Raw genomic sequence first — 19,538 nt, 5'->3', positions numbered from 1 at the left:
ATAAAGTGAGTTTTTTTGCTATCAAGAACTCTTATGCGCATTATTCACACATCTGACTGGCATCTCGGCCAGAGCTTTTTTAATCAGTCTCGGCAAAAAGAGCACCATTTATTAATAAAATGGCTAGCTGAGCAAGTTAAAACGCAGCAAGTAGATGCGGTGATTATCGCAGGCGATATTTTTGATACTGGCACGCCACCAAGTTATGCTCGCAGCCTCTACAGTGAGCTTATTTTGGCAATGCAAGCGGCAAATTGTCAGTTGATTGTTACCGCAGGCAATCACGATTCTGTCGCCACCCTTAACGAGATTAAAAGCTTAGTAAAAGCGCTAAACTGCCATGTGGTATCGCAAGCAAGTGAAAATGTCGCAGAGCAAGTCGTCGCTATCACTAAAGCCGAAAAAACACTAGGTTATGTTTGTGCCATTCCATTTTTACGCAGTAAAGACATTATCACCAGCCGCGCCGACGAAAGTATAAAAGAAAAACAAGACAACCTTGCCAAAGGCATTTACGAGCACTTTGAAAACACCTTTCAAGCCGCGCAAACATTAAAAGCAAAGCAAGATATACCGATTATTATGACGGGCCATTTAACTGCGGTAGGCGCATCTAGCTCAGAGTCAGTGCGCGATATTTATATCGGCCATCTTTCGGGCATAAACGCACATCAACTGCCAAACGCAGATTACATCGCCCTTGGTCATATTCATGGCGCTCAAAAGGTTGGCAAAGAAGGTAATGTGTTTTATAGCGGCTCACCAATCGCCCTTAGTTTTGATGAATTAAAACACGCAAAATCGGTCAACTTAGTTGAATTTGAAGGGCAAAATGTTAAGCAAATTAGTCAACTTGAAATCCCGTGCTTTCAAGCAATGCACACCATAAAAGGCAACCTCGCTGAAATTAAAAACGCATTAACCGTATTTGCAGAGCAAACTGACACTACCTGGCTGAGCATTGAAGTTAGCACCGACGACTACATTAGCGACCTGCAAAATACCGTGTTAGATCTCACCAAAGATCTACCAGTTGAAGTATTACAACTAAAACGTGCACGCAAACAAGTGGCTAAACTTAGCCAACAAAAGCAAGAAAACCTGTCTGAAATAACCCCTTTAGAGGTTTTTGAGAAAAGATTAGCACTTGAAGAGTTTACGACGGACGACGAGCTTGCTCGCAAGGAGCGCCTAACCCAGCACTTTACATCTTTGCTTAATACGGCAAAAGGAGCACAGTCATGAAAATATTGTCGCTGCGTTTTGCCAATTTAAACTCGCTTAAAGGCGAATGGAAAATCGACTTTAGCAAAGCACCGTTTTCCGAAAGTGGTATTTTTGCAATCACTGGGCCTACTGGCGCCGGTAAAAGCACTATTTTAGATGCCATTTGCTTAGCGCTTTATAACAGCACACCAAGGCTTGGTGCAATCACGGCAAGTAGCAATGAAATAATGACCCGTGGCACCAGTTATTGTTTAGCGGAAGTTGAATTTGCCGTAAACCAAGGTGTGTATCGTGCCTTTTGGTCAATGCGCCGCGCCCGCAATAAGCCAGACGGTAACTTACAACCAGCGGAAGTAGAGCTGGTTGAAGTGACGAGCAACAAACCTATTGCTTCGCAAATTAAAAAGAAAGATCAGCTAATCGAGTCGCTAACTGGCCTTAACTTTGCCCGCTTCACAAAATCCATGATGTTGTCGCAAGGGCAGTTTGCCGCATTTTTACAAGCCAAAGAAGCTGACCGCGCCGAATTATTAGAAGAGCTTACAGGTACCGAAATTTACGGACAAATTTCACAATTAGTACACCAACGTTTTGGTGAAGCGCGCGATGCGCTTAATGTACTAAACGCTAAAACAGAATCGCTCGAACTGTTACCTGAAGAACGCATAAATGAAATAAACCAGCAAATTGGCGAACTACAAACACAACAAACTAATTTAAAAAGCGAACTTACAAGTCTACAAGCAAAACGCGATTGGCATAACCAGCTTATACAAAATCAACATCGTTTAGAAAAGCTGCAAAAGCAAAAAATTCAGCTTGAAAATGAACTTGCTGAAAAACAACCAGCGCTAACGCGCCTTGAAACTGCCCTGCCCGCACAAAAACTCGCGGTTGATTTAGATAAACTCTCATCGTTAAACGCCGCCAAGCAAAACCAAATTGCCAATATTAAAAGCTATCAACAGCAAGCAAACTTGCGTGCAAGCGAGCAAGCAAAAGTAGTTGAGTTAAATTATTCCCTCGCCACTAAACTCGATACTGCCAAGCAAGCGCAAAAAGAATTATTTGAGCTTATTGATAACCAAGTAACGCCTCTCGATAACCAACTTTCACATAGCAAAAGCAAATTAAGCGAGTTAAATCAGCAGCTAGAAAACTTGTATATACAAGAGAAGGAGCAAACTGAAGCGCTACAACAAAGTGAAAGTAACCTTCATAACCTAGAAGCTGAAAAGCAGCAGCTGGCTGCAAGTTTTGATCAAACCATCAATATAGAGCAATTTGAACATCAGCTTTCAACATGGCTTGATGAGCACGCAAAACTGCAACTAAACGCACAGTCTTTGCAGCAGCAACAAAACCAGTTAACCGAGTTAGCCGAAAGCAAAACCGCCTTAAACCAAGCAATTAGCGAGCAACAAACAGGTATCGCAAAAGAGCAAGCAAAGCGTGAACAGCATCAACTACAGATTACTCAGTTACAAACACAACTAAGCAAATTGGGTGATAACAGTGATATTGATGTGTGTGAAAACACAATCGAGTCGCTTAAACAAGCGGTAGATAAAGCCAAAACGGCAAAGCACCAGCAAACTCAATGGCAGCAAATAACAAACGAAATCTTTGCGGATAAAACCCAGATTCAAGTTTTACAAAATGCCCAGCCTGAATTAGAAGCCGAGCTTGCTTCACAAAATGCACTACTGAAAGCGCAGCAGCAAAGCTTAGATACCTCACTTCGCTTACAAGATGCCGAAGCACAATTAGTACTGCTAAGACAAGATTTAGAAGAAGATACCCCTTGCCCGCTTTGCGGTAGTGCTCAGCACGACTTAAGTCATTTTGAGGTTGGCCACACGTCAGGTACTGAGAACACACAAATCGCGACGCTTAAACAAGAGATAAGTGACTTACAACAAAACATAATTAAACTTTCCGCAACACTTAGCAGCAACGCCCAGCAAATTGATGCATTAAATAGCGCAATCGCGATAAAAACTAAGCAACTAGATTCAATCGCGACAACTTGGGCGATTGAGCATGTTGATATTAGTGATGAAACCGCTTTGCTAACGCTTATTGCAGAAACAGAGCAACATCTTGCAACCGCGTTACAAAACCATGAGCAAGTTAAAGCAATAAATACTCAGTTAACCGAGGCGCAACACGCTGAGCGCGAGTTAAACCATCAAATACAATTGCTGAGCGAAAAACTTAATAGCACGACAGAACAATTACAAAACGTAACTGACAAAGATAAAAAGCTATTAACAACCTTTAGTGAGCAGCAAGAGCTATATAAATCAGCACTTACAGAGCTTGTATATACAATTAATAACAATGGTTATTCATGCCAAGAAGCCGATTTAGCCAACTGGTTTAACGAACAGAAACAGCAATTAAATACACTTAAAACACAGCATAAGAAATATCAACAAGTACAACAGCAACTCGCTCTAGCACAGCAGGCTCGCAACCATTTAACACAGCAACAAATGGATATTGCAAAACAGCTGAGTGAATTAAAAAATCAATATGAAACCACACAGCAGGAAGTTGCAGAGCAAGCACACACACGCCAACAGCTGTTTGGAGATAAATCAACCGCAACTGAAAAGCAAATATCACAAGCGCACTTAGAAGCGCTTCATACTGAAGTAAAAACAGCCGAAGCAAATGCTCAGCAGTTACACGCTGCACTGACTAAGCTCAATGGTCAACTGAGTGAAAAGCAAGATCAACTTAATGATACCAATGTGCAATTGAATGAAGTGCAAACCAAGCTAAGCCAATTATTGGAGCTAACGCCTTATGCGACCATTGAGGAGGCGCAACAAGCACGTTTACCAGTTGATGAGTTTGAGAAATTAGCCGAGCTTAAACGCCAATTAGATGCTGCACTTACACTTAATAACGAGCAAATAAATACTGTTTCAAATGAATTGAAAGCCCAACAAGCACACGAATTTAATACGCTAAACTTAAATAGCCAACAACTACAAAGTGCCTTTGACGAACTAAACGAAACACTTGGTCAAACCAACCAACAACTAGGGTTACTGAGCAATCAAATAAATGAAAATGCAGCGCGACAAGACAAGCTAAAAGATTTAAAACACGAGCTCGATTTACTTAACCGCGAGTACCAAGATTGGCATTATTTACACGGTTTAATTGGCTCGCAAAAAGGCGATAAATTTAGAAAATTTGCCCAAGGCCTAACGCTTGATAATTTGATTTACCTTGCCAATCGACAACTTGAAAAGCTCACTGGCCGCTACCTATTAAAACGCAAAGAAGATCAATCATTAGAAATGCAGATCATTGACCTTTGGCAGGGCGAGCAAGTACGCGATACCAATACCCTGTCTGGCGGTGAAAGCTTTTTAGTTAGCCTTGCTTTGGCGCTCGCGCTTTCTGATTTGGTTAGTCATAAAGTGAGTATTGACTCACTGTTTCTAGATGAAGGTTTTGGCACACTTGATAAAGAAACACTCGATATTGCCCTTGATGCGCTCGATAACCTACATGCCAGCGGCAAAACCATTGGCGTAATAAGCCATATTGATGCGATGAAAGAACGCATTCCTGTGCAAATTAAAGTGCGTAAAAAATCCGGTTTAGGCATCAGCGAACTCGACCGCACCTATAAGTTTGATACAATAGCCAGCGAAACCAGTTAAGAGATTTATCCATGTCACAAGCTTTTGTTGTAGAACTTGAAGAGCAACCGATTGAATTATGTAACTTACTAAAGCTACTCGATCTTGTTGAGTCTGGCGGCCAAGCAAAAATGCTAATTGCCGACGGCTATGTTGCTCTTAATGGTGAAATTTGCCTACAAAAACGCAAAAAAGTATACGCTGGTGACACGGTAGAATTCGACGGTCAACTATTCCAAGTTGCCGAATTTTCAGGTGAAAGCCCTGAAAGTCACTACCAAGAAAACGAGTCATTTGAAGACGACGTTCAAGATGATGACGCAGCTGAATATCAGCCAGTAACTGAAGCGCCTGAAGTAGTTGAAGAGCCAAAAGCAACAACACCTACAAATAACAAAGCTTCGTCAAAAGCGAAAAAAGCGGATAAAAAACCAGCCGCTAAAAACGCGAAAACCAAAGATAAAAAGACTGGCAGAAAACCAATCTCGTTTGGGTAAAGATAAAGGGTTCGATTTTAAGTGTCATTTGCTTGGTTATTTATTTACTCTTAGCCTTAGAGTGAATTGATAGCCTAGTGATCGTGCTAGCAACATCATCTTTGAATTGCGATTAAAGCGTTGCCTCCCTGCATTTATCTTGCGTCATCCATGACGCACTCGTTCATTCTTTTTAAACGTGTGTGATCAATCAGTCAATGCAACACACTCTTTAAATTTGTCTAACGGTGTACAAAATCCAAGAGTTTTTCTCGGTCGACTATTAAGTGCTTGTGCTACATCATCTAATTCCTCCTGAGAATATATTGATAAATTTGTACCCTTCGGGAAGTATTGTCTTAACAATCTATTAGTATTCTCATTTGAGCCTCGTTGCCAAGGACTTTGAGGATCGCAAAAGTACACATCAATATTTGTTTGTTCTGAAAACGTTTTATGACCTTTGAGCTCTGTACCTCGATCCCAAGTCAACGATTTATATAAACTACTAGGTAATTTTTGAGCATGCTTTATTAGTTGAGGAATGACATTATGCGTGCTTTTATTTTTTACTTTAACAAGACATACATACCTAGTTTGCCTTTCAACTAATGTTGCTATATAGCTTTTTTGACTACCTTCAATAAGGTCACCTTCCCAATGACCTGGTATAGCCCTATCTTCAATCGAAGCGGGGCGTTCACTAATTGAAATTAGCTCTTGAATATGACCTCTTTGGTTTTTTTCTTTAGTTCTAGCTCCTCTTATTCTTGGCTTGGAGCGAAGGCATTTAAGTAACTCTTTTTTCAATACTCCCCTAGTTTGGATATATAAGCTTTTATAGATTGTTTCGTGAGACACGTGCCAACTCTTATCATTTGGGTATTGTAACTTTAGCCAACCAGCTATTTGTTCAGGTGACCACAAATTTTTTAACTTATCAGCTATTAATAATGCGAGTTCTTGATTTAATTTTAGTTTACAAAGTTTAGGTCTTTTAGCACGTTTCCAAGCTTTATCGTCAGCGGCACAAGCCCTGTATTTATGAATACCGCCGTTACGTGATACTTCTCTACTTATAGACGAAGGCGCTCGTTTGAGTTCTTTAGCAATTACCCTAAAAGACTTATTTTGAGCTATACCTCGTGATATTTCTTCTCGTTCATTTAAAGACAGATGATTCTTAGAGCGTTTTCGTTTAAACCGTTTTACACCACCATATTTAGATAAAACATGATAAATTGAAGGCGCTTTGCGTCCCAATATATTGCCGATAGCACTCAAAGATTCACCAGACTTCCATCTTCGCCAAACTTCATCTTTTTCTTTATCGGTAAAACGAACAGCTGAACTATTACTCATTAACAGGCTCCACTTTTATGAATAAATAAAGTGTTGCACTGATTAATTGAATCTACACGGCCAAAAAGAACGAACCAAGAAAAAGCCGCCCCAAAATCAAACTAATCTTCAAAAGAAATTTAAATGTGAACATAAACGCCATGAAGCAACATCCCTGTTGTACATGGCTTGCTCGACCGCTTCGCTCCCTGTCTCGCATTATTCATTTAAATCCCTTTTTCAGGTTTGATTAAAAGGGAAATAGAATTAATCCAAACTATAGAGCTCCTCATTTACTAATCGTGATAGCTCATACTTAAAAACAATCTATTTATTTCACTTACCATCTGATTTAATATGAGTTTTCACTTTTAAAACGACGAAAATGAGTTACCACAACCTTACAAAGTAAGCGACCTTGTAATGTCTCACTAAAAGTTGTTATAGGTACATGAATGATTGAGCAATATGTAAATTTCAGAATGGTTCAAAGTGATCTTAACTGTATAAGTGAATCTTTTAAGGGACACCCTACTCTGGCAAGCAGGGTACTGCTTATTAAATCTAGCTTAACCTGTTTAACAAATTTACTTGATAGCGCATCTAAAATAAGGCTTGCTTATAAAGAAAGTGGCATGCTTTCGAAAAAGTTTAGTGAGATAAAAAAAGGCTTACAGTTTTGTAAATATTTAAGAAATGTATTTGCAGCGCATATAGATAAAGATTTACTTTCACTCGCACTACAATGGAAACCAGAACTAAAAGTTATGTTAGCTGAATTTGGTTCTGAAGCTGAGAGCTACCTAATAAGCGTTTTCGTTTTAGAAACTGCAATTAATTCATATTCTGATGAGAGTGGTCATCGTTTTTTTAGTTCTGAAATTGATTTGGTTTTCGATCATCACCAGTTTTCTAATTTCTTAATCGACCTGATTAATAGCTCATTAGATTATTTAGAGTCATTGATAGTCATTTTACGAGATTTATCTGAAATTGGTAAATTCCAAGATTTAACAATGGAGTGTTTTACTAGAGCAGCAGAAGTCGAATTCAAAAAAATCAAGAAAGGGCGATAGTACGAAGGATAACACTGGCGTCATCAGAGACATTGAAACTACATGAGTAATTTTTTTATTAAAAATACACTTTCGAGTATCACTCCCTCCCCTTAAATCAAACCTGAAAACGATTTTTTAAATGAATAATGCGAGACAGGGAGCGAAGCCGTCGAGCAAGCCATGTAGCGACATGGATGTTGCTTGATGGCGTTTATGTTCACATTTAAAAATACGTTTGAAGATTAGTTTGATTTCGGGGCGCCGAGGGATTCCAAAGGGAGGCCGGCGTTAGCCTCCCTTTGGCTGCTGTCGCCAGCGCGACATACAATCTATCTGCAATCTTTAATGCTAAGATTAAACTCTCATCTCAATCATCAACCAACTCACTTACTCAATGCCATCCCCAATGGCTTAAAATACGCCAGCAACGCCTCATAAATTCTTTGCCGATGGGTTAAGTCAGGAAAAACCGGCATTACATCAGGGTTTGTTGTGCCCGCAACCAAATAACTGTTTTCAATATCAGGGCAAGCCTCAACCGCGGCTTCAAAAGCCCGAGCCATCATTTCGGTGGGTAGTGAAAAGTAGTTTCTTGATAAGGCTAAGTCGGCTTTTACACTGCGGGCAACAAAGTCGTTTTTATCTTGGCCGTCGTCACTTAACAGCATGGCGCTAAAAATATTTATCAGACGATCATTTAACGGGTGGGCAACTTGTGATTTGTTTTTCAGCCAGCAGTCACTGGCAAATAAAATGCGGTTTGGAAAAATTTCTGCATCATTAATATCAAAAGCTTTGTCGGCGATGTAATGATCAAAGGCATGCCAAAACTCATGGGCAAGTGCCCCTGCTCCCGCGTTTTTAGCCAGTGCCAGCTCGCGATAATGAGGTGCGTAATGCGCTTGCACGCCCTTTCGCCCGCCGCTACCAAAGGCAAGGTTTAAGTTGCCACGCAGCCCTATTGCTTGTGGCGGTAATGCCAAGATGTATGCTAAATCGGCCAGTGCATCGAATACTAAATTAGCGGCAAGGTCTTTTTCTTCACGCGTTACCCAGCTACCCACACGAATATTACCCATGCCAAAGGTGTGTTTTATATCTAAAAACGACACTTGTTCACCATGACGATAGTCTGGCCCTTTGCGAGTTTTGTATTTAAAGCTGGTTAACTTCAAGTTGGCTCTAATCTATTTAATCCGAATTCGGCTTATTTACTTTGATGCTGCCATTATCCAATAAAAAAGGGTAACTCAGTTACCCTTTTTCAAATTCATGTATTGTGAGCTTATGCAAGTAGCGGCTCTAATACATCAAAAAAGCGTTCTAGCTCTTCGATTGTATTGTAGTGCATACAACCAATGCGAATAACACCGCCGTTATCTAACACATTAAGCTGCTGGCATAAGCCTTTAGCGTAGAAGTTACCGTCCCACACACAGATATGCTCTTTACCTAAGTGCTCAGACACCTGGCGTGGCGTTACGCCCGCAATAGTAATTGCAAAGGTAGGTGTACGCTCAGCTAAGCGAGACAGATCAGAAATACCGTATAAGGTTACTGATTTATACTTTGCGATACGCTCAAGGAAATATTTCGAAAGCGCATCTTCATGCTGTTTAGCATTGGCAAAAGCAGCTTCTAAACGTTTGCGCAGTGGCTCACTTTCATCAAGTTCGCTTAGGCTTGCAATGTATTCAACGGCTTGAATAAAACCTGCCATAGCTTCAAAACTTTGCGTACCCGTTTCCCAACGACCTGGAATTAAATCGGTTGCTGGCTCTACTTTATATGGCGTAAAACCTTCTAGGTGTTCACGTTTACCGTAAACCATACCTAAATGTGGGCCAAAGAATTTATACGCAGAGCACGCTAAAAAGTCACAATCAAGTGCTTGTACATCCACCAGCATGTGCGGTGCATAATGCACAGCATCTACATACACTAGCGCACCTACTTGGTGTGCCATATCAACAATCGCTTTAATATCGTTGATAGTACCAGTAGTGTTTGATGCGTAAGTTACTGCAACAAGCTTAGTGTTTTCATTAAGTAATGATTTTAACTGCACTAAATCAAGGCTACAGTCTGCTGTATCCACTTCTAATGCGTGAACTTTTACGCCTTTATCGTCTGCCGCTTGCTGCCAGCTAGATACGTTTGAGAAGTGATCTGCATTAGTTACGATAATTTCGTCGCCCGCTTGCCAATCACGGCTAACCGCACGGCTAAAGCTAAAGGTTAGACTGGTCATATTCGGACCAAACACAATTTGCTCTTTGCTTGGTGCATTTAACAATGTTGCGGCACTTTCGCGTGCTTTATTTACTAGGTCAACCGTTTGGTGGCTTGAGAAAAATGCGCCACCTAAGTTTGAATTATAACGACCTAAATAAGCTGACATGGCAGTTAAAACACTTTGCGGTACTTGTGAGCCACCAGGGCCATCTAAAAATACCGGTGATTTACCTGCTACTTCCTGCATTAACGCTGGAAACTGCTTACGGATTTTAGTTAATTGCATTATCAGTTCCTACGCTGTTAATACAAAGCAGTCTAGGTAGCCTACTTTATCGTTGTCGATTTTGTTCATTGGTGTCGCGTTGTGCCATACCTGACGGTCATTCACCATGGCAAACATGCCGTCTTTAATTTCCATTTTGAAACATGGCTCTGCATCGCGTGATTCGTAAACTAGTAGCTCACCACCTTCAATATTACTGTGCGACACACCTGCAACACAAACATGGTCAAAACCATCTTGATGCACACCTTCTGGTGCTGGTGGTGTATCTGCATCAATCGCTAACATACGGAATTGGTGAATTTCGATATCAGTATCGCTAGCAATGCCTGACATTTCGATAAATTGGTTAACTAAATGCTGCATACCGTCAGTCGCTAACAGCGACTCTTCAAGATTTTCGTAAGTACGCTCAATGTTACCTTGGAATTGGTTAATTGAGTCATCTTGAACAAATGCTTTAGTTGGTTGCAGGCTTAATTTGCCATCAACAAGTTTAATTACAGAGTAACGGCGTAAACGAAATGCACCGTCGGCATATGGGTTTGCCGGTAAGTTATCAAAAGAAGGTTTTAGCTGCTCGATAAATGCTTGCTCAATAAAACGCAATTGCAGCAGATTCTGGTTGTTTACTTTCGTCATAACACGCTCGCAGATGATGAATTATAAATCGCGGAGATCTTAGACGGTTTTAACAGGTTTTTTGTGGTTTATATTTCATGAATGAAGGACTAATTGGATTAAAAAATCCAATTTAAGCGTAGAAATTAAATATTACATTCAATTTAAAATTTAACTACTGAAAACGCTTATTAAGCGAAGCGTTAAATATAGGGTAACAGCGACCATTAATACAAAAATTAGAGTAAGAATTCTAATAAAAATCTTAGCTAATTTATGTTTAACACGTGAGAACCATGATGCATTGGCGGGAATATGCCCATCATACAAGCTAAAGCTGGCGATAAAAAAATAACCGAGCAAACTCCAGCCAAGTAGCAAAATAAAGCCCACTTGGTAGTTGTTCATTTGTGGATTGTCTATTAGCAGCGAAGCACCTAACAAGGCGCCACTAATAAAAGCTAATAACACCATAATACCTCGCCAAGCATTTAAACGCTTAGCGAGGTTTACAAAATGATGCTGTAGCTTAGTTACACTCATCGCTGAGCGACTTTTTGTCAACTTCAGGTGTTTTGCTATCTACGCCGTGTTCATCGTTCTTAATCAGGTTTTCATGATTATCAACACGTTGCTGCCACTTTTCCTTAGCCATGGTCTGCATATTAAAGGTTTGGTCGCGCTCATCCACAATTTCCATACCCATTAGGCTTTCAATCATGTCTTCTAACGTCACAATACCTTGTACATCACCGTATTCATCTACGATTAGGCTGATATGAATGCGTTTTTCTAATAACGTGTGTAGCAAAGTGTGAACGTGCAAGGTTTCAGGCACGGTATAAATTGGTTTTACCAGCTTGGCAATTTTGTAGTCTTCACCTAAACGGTGGTACGCCAGCATGATGTCATTTTTGTGCACAAAACCAATAATGTCGTCTGAGTCTTGGTCAAACACGAGTACGCGTGAAAACGCCACGCTACCGTGTTGTTTAAGATACTCATCTACTGTTAAGTCTTTGTGTACTTTAAATAATACTGTGCGCGGGGTTAATAAGGTGTCCAACTTTAAATGACGGAATTTTAACAGGCTGCGAATCAGCTCGCTTTCTTCTTGATGAAGTGCGCCAGCTTCGCTACCCATTTCAGCCATCGCTTCAATTTCAGCACGGATATAGTGGCTTTCGCTTTGCTTGCTGCCGAGCATTTTCGTAATGATGTCTGAAAGCCAAATAAACGGCTTTAATAAGCGAACCATTACAACAAGTGACGACGATACAATTGGCGTAAGCTGACGCCAATAGTTTGCACCTAACGTTTTAGGAATAATTTCAGACAACACTAACACCAGTAGTGTCATTACCGCAGAAGCAATACCAATTGCCGCATCACCAAATACCGCGGCAGCTTGTGCACCAACACCTGCAGCACCGGCTGTGTGTGCAACCGTATTTAAAGTTAGGATCGCTGCTAACGGCTGATCTACTTTTTCTTTTAATGAGTTAATGCGCGCAGCCAATTTTGGTTTTTGCTTTTTTAAACTGGCGACATAGCTTGGGGTAATACTTAGTAATACCGCTTCCATTATTGAACATACAAACGAAATGCCTATAGCTAACAGCATATAGGTAATTAACAAAGCCACAGTAACCTCTCGAATCATGGCGAATAATAATTTCAGTCACTAGTTTACCCAATTAAACCAGTGCTGCGTACAACAACCGCATTTTAATTGTATTAATTTATAAACAGCGATAAACCATCACAATTAAAGCCCGTTACAAAATCAATTAACAATCGTTTTCGTTGTTCACCATAATTGGGCTGCAACTCAACGAGTTCAAGCATACATTCATACTTTTTTTCGCTATGATTTCGTCACGCATTTTCATAAGGACTCACAATGAAAAAATCATTTTTAGCAGCAATGCTCGGCGCTTATTTTATTTCTCCTGTGGCGCATGCTGAAGCAATTGATGCAAGCAAGATTAATTACTTAGGCCCAATTGCGCCGCAAAACGCACTCAAGCCATTTGAAACAAACCGTAAAAACGCCATTTTAACCAACCTAAAGCAAAGCTTAACAGCCGACCAAAAGTCAGTTTCGTTTTTTGGTAATACACTAAAATGGCAAAGCTTAAGCAAGGTAAATGCATTAACTGAACCTGGCCTACAAGCCCTTAAGTTCACATTAACAACAACGCGCTTTACACCTGCAACACTTAAGTTAGATGGTGTTAAAGAGGCGAGTTTTTATCTTAATGGCGAGTTGCTCTCTAAAAAAGGCGACGCTTATAAACTACCGCTAACAACAGGACAACACCAAGTAATCATTATTACTGAAAGTGTTGAAGATTGGGGCAAGGTAGCTTTAGATTTAACCAGCGAAATTGAAGAGAGCAAAATAGGCGTTTCTAGTGATGCGCCAAACACGCTAAGCGCAAAACAATTATTTGATAGCAAAACCGTTAGTAACCTAAGCATTTCACCAAACGGTAAGCACTTAATTTGGCAAACGCGCAGCTATAACGATAAAAATGCAAATAAGGCTATTAGAGAAACTGTTATCAAGTCGGTTAAAGACAACGAGATTGTTTACTCATTACCAGCTAACGCCAGCAATTTTGCTTGGTCAGACGATAACACTTATCTTGTATACACAAGCAATAAAGTGCTATATAAACTATACCTTAAAACGCTAACCACCAGCGCATTAAGTGAAGATCTATTTGGCATCAGCAATGTTGATTTTTATGATAATTACACGCTTATTTTTACTTGGGTAAAGCGCCCTGAAAAGTCGACATCGCTTACGAAGTATTATCATGGTTTAGAAGATCGCTGGTCGTATGCACGCAATAAAACCAGTGTTTACTTATACGATGTTAATTCAGGCTTAATGCGCCAAGTAAGTCCTGCTGAATTTAGTGTTAGCTTACAGGATTTTGATAGCAAACGCGGAACGCTGTTATTAAGCCGTTCTATTTCAGATTATGCTGCACCGCCACATATGCTAACAGAACTGCTGGAATACAACTTAAAAGACAATAGCCAAACAACTATTGGTAAGTACCGTACTTTTAATAGTGCGCAGTATTCTAGTGATGGTTTATATATTACCGCTGGCCCTGAATTCGGTGAAAAAGCAGGAAAAACGGTTGCAGACTCTCAGCTTAGTAACAATTACGACACGCAACTGTATTCAGTAAGCTACGATGGTAAAAACATCACTGCGTTATCAAAAACATTTGATCCAAGCATTGGTCAATTTAGCGTATTAAAAAATGACGATGTGATTTTAAATGTGGGTGAAGAAGACAAACGCCAGCTATATGTATTTGATGAAAGTAAAAAACGCTTTAATAAAGTAAAAACGAATCTTGACGTAATTGAACGCTTTAGTGTTTCTAATGAGAAGTCACCTACCCTTGTTTTCGCTGGCACTGGCGCACAATTACCACAACAAGTGCAGTTAAAAACTAAACTCTCTAATACTAAGTCAAAAACCTTATTTAATAGCAAAAAAGCATTCTACGCTAATACCCAATTGCCAAGTTTAGAAGAATTTAATTTCACTAATGAGCAAGGTACTGAAATTAAAGGGCGCGTTTACCTACCAAGTAACCTTGATAAACAAAAGCAATACCCTGCATTAGTTTACTACTATGGCGGTACTTCACCTGTAAATCGCGCATTTACCGGCCGCTACCCATTTAATTTATGGGCCGAAAATGGCTATGTGGTTTACGTATTACAACCAACCGGTGCAACTGGCTTTGGCCAAGATTTCTCAGCTAAACACGTAAATGCATGGGGTGAATACACAGCAAATGACATTATTAAAGGTACAAACGCATTCTTAAATAAATACAGCTTTGTTGATAAAACTAAAGTAGGTAATTTAGGTGCATCGTACGGTGGCTTTATGACTATGTTGTTGGCAACCAAAACAGATATGTTTAGCGCGTCTATTTCCCATGCAGGTATTTCAAATATTACCTCTTACTGGGGCCAAGGTTGGTGGGGTTATTTATATTCGGGTGAAGCCTCTAAAAACAGCTTTCCTTGGAATAACGCAAAGCTTTATTCAGAGCACAGCCCTGTATTTAACGCTGATAAAGTAAAAACACCGTTATTACTGATCCATGGCGATGCTGATACCAATGTACCTGTGGGCGAAAGCCACACTATGTACACAGCCTTAAAGCTACTAGGTCAAGATGTTGAATTGGTTGAATACAAAGGCGCAGACCACCAAATTTTTGCGCGTGATAAACGCTTCCATTGGTGGAATACCATGCTTGCGTATTTCGACAAACATCTAAAAGAACAACCACAATGGTGGAACGACTTATATACACAAAAATAAGATTTAAGTACTAGTAAATAATAACGGCCCACAATGGGCCGTTATTATTTCTGTACACAAGCATTTTGTGACATAACATTTCTATTTTTCATTCAGTGCAAAATTGGTGATAATATTGCTTCGGGCAGAAAAACACATTAACGAGCATTATGACAATACAAGTACTTCTAGTTGAAGATGACTCCTTGCTAGTAAGGCGCATTCAATCACATTTTAGCAATAGTGATTTTAGTTTTGTGGTAGACGAAACCGGTGCAAATGCAGCTGAAATCATTCGTTCAAACCACGAAATCAAACTAGTGATTGTTGATATTGTACTGCCGCAGGTAGACGGCCTAGTGCTCGCTAAAGAGATAAATCTAATTTCAGATATCGGTGTGGTCGTACTTTCAAGCCGCGATTCGCAAGAAGATCGCATTTTAGGGTTAGCACAAGGTGTAGATGACTACATTTGTAAGCCAGTTGATTTACTTGAGCTAGAGCTAAGATTAAAAGCGCTTGCTAAGCGTCTTAACTTGTTTCAAACCAATGACGAATACATTGAATATTCAGATATCAAAGTGCACCCAGAACATCGCACGCTTATCATTGCCAGTGGCGACGAAATACGCTTAACTGAAGCAGAACATAAAGTACTGATTTCATTAATAGGTAATGCTGGTAAACCAACTAGCCGTGAAAAGCTATCGGAAGAAATCGGTCAATCTGACTGGAGCCCATCAGACAGAACCGTAGATGTATTAGTTGGTCGCCTACGCAAGAAATTAGGCGATGAAAAAGAACAAAAGCGTATTGTTACGGTACGTGGCAAAGGCTATATGATTGCCCTAGGTTAATAATAACAATTTACTTAACTAGCGAATAAACATATAAAAGGCCGCTTTTGCGGCCTTTTTTAATTGATTAATATTAGCTTTTTACCACGTACCTAGCTTTGAATTTTCGTAAGCTGCTAAGCGCGCTTTTGCTGCATCAACAAAGTAATCTTTGTCCCATGCTTCTTCAACTGCTTTTTCTTGCATATCAATGGCTTCTTCAAATTGACCTAATTTAGCATACGCCGCAGCCATATATTCATATGCCCATGGATCATCTTTCTCATCAACCACTTTTTTAGTTAACTCAATCGCGTAATTTAGTTCACCTTGATTATGTGAGTCGCGCGCATAAACGCCGGCAAGTTCACGCATTGCAATATAATCGCCCTGTTCCGAAGCCGCTGTTAGCCACTCTTTCGCTTGATTAAGCTGGTCTTTATTTGCGTTCGTTTTTTGTAAAACACATTTTGCAGCCAAGGTTTGCGCTGGCGTATGGCCAAGATCCGCTGCAGTACCTAAAATACGTAAGTTGCAGCCCGAACCTAACAACATAAGTGATGCAAAATCACCGCCTTGTGCTGCTTTTAAACGCCAGTAACTCGGCATCTCTTCACGCGGCTTGGCAATAATCTTTTTCAATTTTACGTTTTGACGATTAAGGTAGTTTGAGTAAGTACTATTTCGCGCTTCATTGTTATAGAAAAACTCAGCTAAAAATGGACCATATTCGGCTTGCTCATCGCCGCTGACCAATACGTGCCAGTTATTCATAGTTTTAACTGCTAGTTCATCGAGCTCTTTCGGTGCTTTATAATCACCGGTTGCCTCAAAGCGAAGCGTGTTACCTTGCTTATCTAACCATACTAAGTATGCAAAGTTATAAAAATCTTCTTCGAGCTGAATATTATTTGAAAAGTTATCGGCATTGCTCGCTAGTAAGTTCGCCTCACCTTGTGAACTTGAAACCGTGTCGTCTGGTAAATAAGCCACCTTTAACATATTGTCGTCGCTCATTAACTCTAACATATCAGCTAATTCTGCTTGGGCTTTGCTGTTGCCACGCTTTGCTTTAGCAAGTAATTGTTTGTGTTTGCTCGCTAGTTTTTTACGCGTTTCTTCTGGAATATCTGTGCGTTTAAACATGCCGCTAAACTGCGCTTGGCTAAACTTTCGTAACGTACCGCCTACTTTTAAGATTTGGTAACGTGAATTTTCAAGTTTTTCACGAACGCTCTGCGCAAATTCATCTGTAGGATAGCTTTGTAACAACTGCATATCTCGTACAATACCATTGCGGTCGATATCAAATAGATATCGTGCCATACCTGGAATACCCTCTTTAAACAAACTACCTGGGTACTTGGCTTCTGGGTTTTCTGTGCGTTTAGGTGGCGGGTTATACGCACGGCCAAATGGCAATGCATAGCGAATATTCTTGCTACCAGCTTTACCGTAAAAACCGATTAATTCATCTGCTTTCGCTTTTGCTGCTTTGGTTTGTGCTGGGGTTAAACGGCGTTCAACGGTTTTTAAAGCTTGTCTTGCTGTTAGAAAGCCATTTTCAATCGCCACTGCTAAGTAAGCGTATGCTAAAACTGGGTCTTGCGGTACACCTTGCCCGCGTAAGTATTGAACACCCAAATTAAATTGGCTTTTACCATGACCGAGATGAGCTGTTTTTTGAAAAAGTTTAAAGGCTTGCGCGTAGTCTTGATTGAGATAGAGATCCATCGCACGATCAGCATTTGCGCTTGCTGAAAAGCTTTGACCCACCAATAAAATGCCGGCTATTACACTCGCTAACTTTTTCATTTCAACTCCTGTCAATTGCACCAAACTTCATGTTAACAGCTGGTTAATAGTGGTGCAACTGAGGAAACGCCTAAGCTGCAGTATTTATACACGTGTAAGCGTATTTAATAGCCGCTCAAACGCGCGGTAACTAATCGCCTCTTTAATATGATTTAGCGCAACTGTTTTTTCAGAGGCTAAATCAGCAATGGTGCGCGCCACTTTTAGCACACGATGATACGAGCGCGGTGATAAATCGAGCTTATCAGTAACCAGTGCCATAAACGCCAAACTTTCATTATCGAGGGTAACGACTTGGTCAAGTTCGTTATTACTCAGCAATGCATTTAACTTGCCCTGCCTTTGGTATTGCCGCTGCTGCGCTACAACCACTCGATTACGAATAACCTCAGAGCTTTCGCCTTGCTGTGTTGACTGTAATTCGTGGGTTTTTAGTTTAGGTAATTCTACTTGCAAATCGATTCGATCCAGAAATGGTCCTGATACACGACTCAAGTATTTAAGAATTTGTTCTGGCGAGGCGCGATTATCACGATGACACCCTGTCGGGCTGGGGTTTAGCGCACAAATAAGCTGAAAGTTAGCCGGAAACTCTGACTGCCTTGCAGCGCGCGATATCGTGACTTTTCGTGTTTCTAATGGTTCGCGCAAACTGTCTAATACTTTGCGTTCGAACTCAGTAAGTTCATCCAAAAATAACACGCCATTATGCGCGAGACTAATTTCACCTGGTTTAGGGTTTGAAGAGCCGCCAACTAAAGCAACCGCTGAGCAAGTATGATGGGGCGCGCGAAACGGTCTTACTTGCCACTCGCTGTTGTTGATGGTTTTACCGATAATTGAATAGACAGTAGCGGTTTCAAGCGCCTCAGACTCGGTAAGTGGCGGCATAATGGTCGCCATTCGTGCTGCCAACATGGATTTTCCTGTGCCAGGCGGGCCAAGAAACATTACATTGTGTTTTCCTGCTGCGGCTATTTCCAGTGCGCGCTTAGCTTGAGCTTGACCTTTTACTTCTGCCATATCAATTGTGTAGCGTGAAGTTAACGCTTCAGCTTGTGGGCTGTTTAAAGTATATTCAATCGCTTGCTGGCCCGTTAAGTCTTGGCAAACCTGATTTAAACTACTGGCATGCTTGGTATTACAGTTTGTTACCAACGCAGCTTCACTGGCATTGAACGCTGAAATATAAACCGTTTTGCCACTATTAACGTTAGCGATTAACGACGATAGCAGCCCCTGCACCGGACGAATTTCTCCACTTAAAGAAAGTTCGCCAAAAAATTCGAGTTGTCGTAAATCGAGCTGGCCCAATTGATTAGAAGCCAACAAAATACCAACTGCAATGGCTAAATCGAAACGGCCACCTTCCTTCGGTAAGTCGGCAGGCGCTAAATTTACAGTGATGCGTTCTTGCGGAAACTTAAATTGGCTGTTGATAATTGCGCTGCGCACACGATCTTTAGCTTCTTTAACTGATGCCTCAGGCAAACCGACTATGGTAAATTTAGGTAGGCCACTGGTGATATGTATTTCTATGGTAACAAGCGGGGCATCCATCGCGACTTGTGCACGAGAATAAACACAGGCAAAAGACATTCCATTGTCCTTAATTTATTTCTTTCTTTTA

14 protein-coding genes are annotated in these 19,538 nt (G+C 40.6%); 6 read left to right on the top strand and 8 right to left on the bottom strand.

Going from position 1 to position 19,538, the window contains the following annotated elements; translation table 11 throughout:
- Nucleotides 1-33: 33 nt before the first annotated feature.
- Genes sbcD through ACXAFE_RS01440 form a run of 3 tightly spaced genes read left to right on the top strand, consistent with a single transcriptional unit; the run spans nucleotide 34 to nucleotide 5,389 of the window.
- Nucleotides 34-1,245 carry an exonuclease subunit SbcD gene (gene sbcD / locus ACXAFE_RS01450; RefSeq protein ID WP_475147525.1) on the top strand — a complete coding sequence of 404 codons (1,212 nt, stop codon included), beginning with the start codon at nucleotides 34-36 and terminating at the stop codon, nucleotides 1,243-1,245.
- Nucleotides 1,242-4,913: an AAA family ATPase gene (locus ACXAFE_RS01445; RefSeq protein WP_475147521.1), complete on the top strand. Its 3,672-nt coding sequence runs from the start codon at nucleotides 1,242-1,244 to the stop codon at nucleotides 4,911-4,913. The genes sbcD and ACXAFE_RS01445 overlap by 4 nt, the downstream gene beginning before the upstream one ends.
- Nucleotides 4,914-4,924: 11 nt before the next feature.
- Nucleotides 4,925-5,389, top strand: a complete 465-nt coding sequence (locus ACXAFE_RS01440; RefSeq protein ID WP_475147518.1) for an RNA-binding S4 domain-containing protein — start codon at nucleotides 4,925-4,927, stop codon at nucleotides 5,387-5,389.
- Nucleotides 5,390-5,575: 186 nt separating this feature from the next.
- Here the strand turns inward: ACXAFE_RS01440 and ACXAFE_RS01435 are convergent, their stop codons facing one another.
- On the bottom strand, nucleotides 5,576-6,730 hold the full coding sequence (locus ACXAFE_RS01435; protein ID WP_475146905.1) for an IS30 family transposase: 1,155 nt from the start codon (nucleotides 6,728-6,730) through the stop codon (nucleotides 5,576-5,578).
- Between the two features lie 434 nt (nucleotides 6,731-7,164).
- On the opposite strand from ACXAFE_RS01435, the gene ACXAFE_RS01430 reads away from it, so the two are divergent.
- On the top strand, nucleotides 7,165-7,785 hold the full coding sequence (locus ACXAFE_RS01430) for a hypothetical protein (RefSeq protein WP_475147516.1): 621 nt from the start codon (nucleotides 7,165-7,167) through the stop codon (nucleotides 7,783-7,785).
- A 365-nt stretch (nucleotides 7,786-8,150) separates the two neighbouring features.
- Here the strand turns inward: ACXAFE_RS01430 and ACXAFE_RS01425 are convergent, their stop codons facing one another.
- The 5 genes from ACXAFE_RS01425 to ACXAFE_RS01405 all read right to left on the bottom strand — a co-directional run bounded on the left by ACXAFE_RS01425 (nucleotide 8,151) and on the right by ACXAFE_RS01405 (nucleotide 12,554).
- Nucleotides 8,151-8,942 (bottom strand): CLCA_X family protein, encoded by a 792-nt coding sequence (locus ACXAFE_RS01425; protein ID WP_475147513.1) that lies wholly within the window; start codon nucleotides 8,940-8,942, stop codon nucleotides 8,151-8,153.
- A 110-nt stretch (nucleotides 8,943-9,052) separates the two neighbouring features.
- Nucleotides 9,053-10,288 carry a cysteine desulfurase-like protein gene (locus ACXAFE_RS01420; RefSeq protein WP_475147511.1) on the bottom strand — a complete coding sequence of 412 codons (1,236 nt, stop codon included), beginning with the start codon at nucleotides 10,286-10,288 and terminating at the stop codon, nucleotides 9,053-9,055.
- Between the two features lie 9 nt (nucleotides 10,289-10,297).
- The gene (locus tag ACXAFE_RS01415; RefSeq protein ID WP_010561220.1) at nucleotides 10,298-10,930 is read right to left on the bottom strand and encodes a 2OG-Fe dioxygenase family protein; all 633 of its coding nucleotides are present in this window, start codon (nucleotides 10,928-10,930) and stop codon (nucleotides 10,298-10,300) included.
- 150 nt (nucleotides 10,931-11,080) lie between these two features.
- Nucleotides 11,081-11,452 (bottom strand): hypothetical protein, encoded by a 372-nt coding sequence (locus tag ACXAFE_RS01410; RefSeq protein ID WP_475147508.1) that lies wholly within the window; start codon nucleotides 11,450-11,452, stop codon nucleotides 11,081-11,083.
- Nucleotides 11,439-12,554, bottom strand: coding sequence for a hemolysin family protein (locus tag ACXAFE_RS01405; protein WP_336434341.1), 1,116 nt, complete (start codon nucleotides 12,552-12,554; stop codon nucleotides 11,439-11,441). The genes ACXAFE_RS01410 and ACXAFE_RS01405 overlap by 14 nt, the downstream gene beginning before the upstream one ends.
- A gap of 258 nt (nucleotides 12,555-12,812) precedes the next feature.
- On the opposite strand from ACXAFE_RS01405, the gene ACXAFE_RS01400 reads away from it, so the two are divergent.
- Together ACXAFE_RS01400 and ACXAFE_RS01395 are read left to right on the top strand one after the other, a co-directional pair.
- Nucleotides 12,813-15,278: an alpha/beta hydrolase family protein gene (locus ACXAFE_RS01400; protein ID WP_475147504.1), complete on the top strand. Its 2,466-nt coding sequence runs from the start codon at nucleotides 12,813-12,815 to the stop codon at nucleotides 15,276-15,278.
- Nucleotides 15,279-15,427: 149 nt separating this feature from the next.
- Complete coding sequence (locus tag ACXAFE_RS01395) at nucleotides 15,428-16,114, top strand: response regulator transcription factor (RefSeq protein WP_475147502.1); 687 nt, start codon at nucleotides 15,428-15,430, stop codon at nucleotides 16,112-16,114.
- 81 nt (nucleotides 16,115-16,195) lie between these two features.
- On the opposite strand, the gene ACXAFE_RS01390 is transcribed toward ACXAFE_RS01395, so the two are convergent.
- Together ACXAFE_RS01390 and ACXAFE_RS01385 are read right to left on the bottom strand one after the other, a co-directional pair.
- Nucleotides 16,196-17,908, bottom strand: a complete 1,713-nt coding sequence (locus tag ACXAFE_RS01390; RefSeq protein ID WP_475147496.1) for a hypothetical protein — start codon at nucleotides 17,906-17,908, stop codon at nucleotides 16,196-16,198.
- Nucleotides 17,909-17,992: 84 nt separating this feature from the next.
- On the bottom strand, nucleotides 17,993-19,507 hold the full coding sequence (locus tag ACXAFE_RS01385; protein WP_475147491.1) for a YifB family Mg chelatase-like AAA ATPase: 1,515 nt from the start codon (nucleotides 19,505-19,507) through the stop codon (nucleotides 17,993-17,995).
- Nucleotides 19,508-19,538: the final 31 nt, after the last annotated feature.

Source organism: Pseudoalteromonas sp. ABV4_021 (assembly GCF_056159365.1).
The sequence above is the reverse complement of the archived record's forward strand: the minus strand, read 5'-3'. Positions and strand labels throughout refer to the sequence as shown.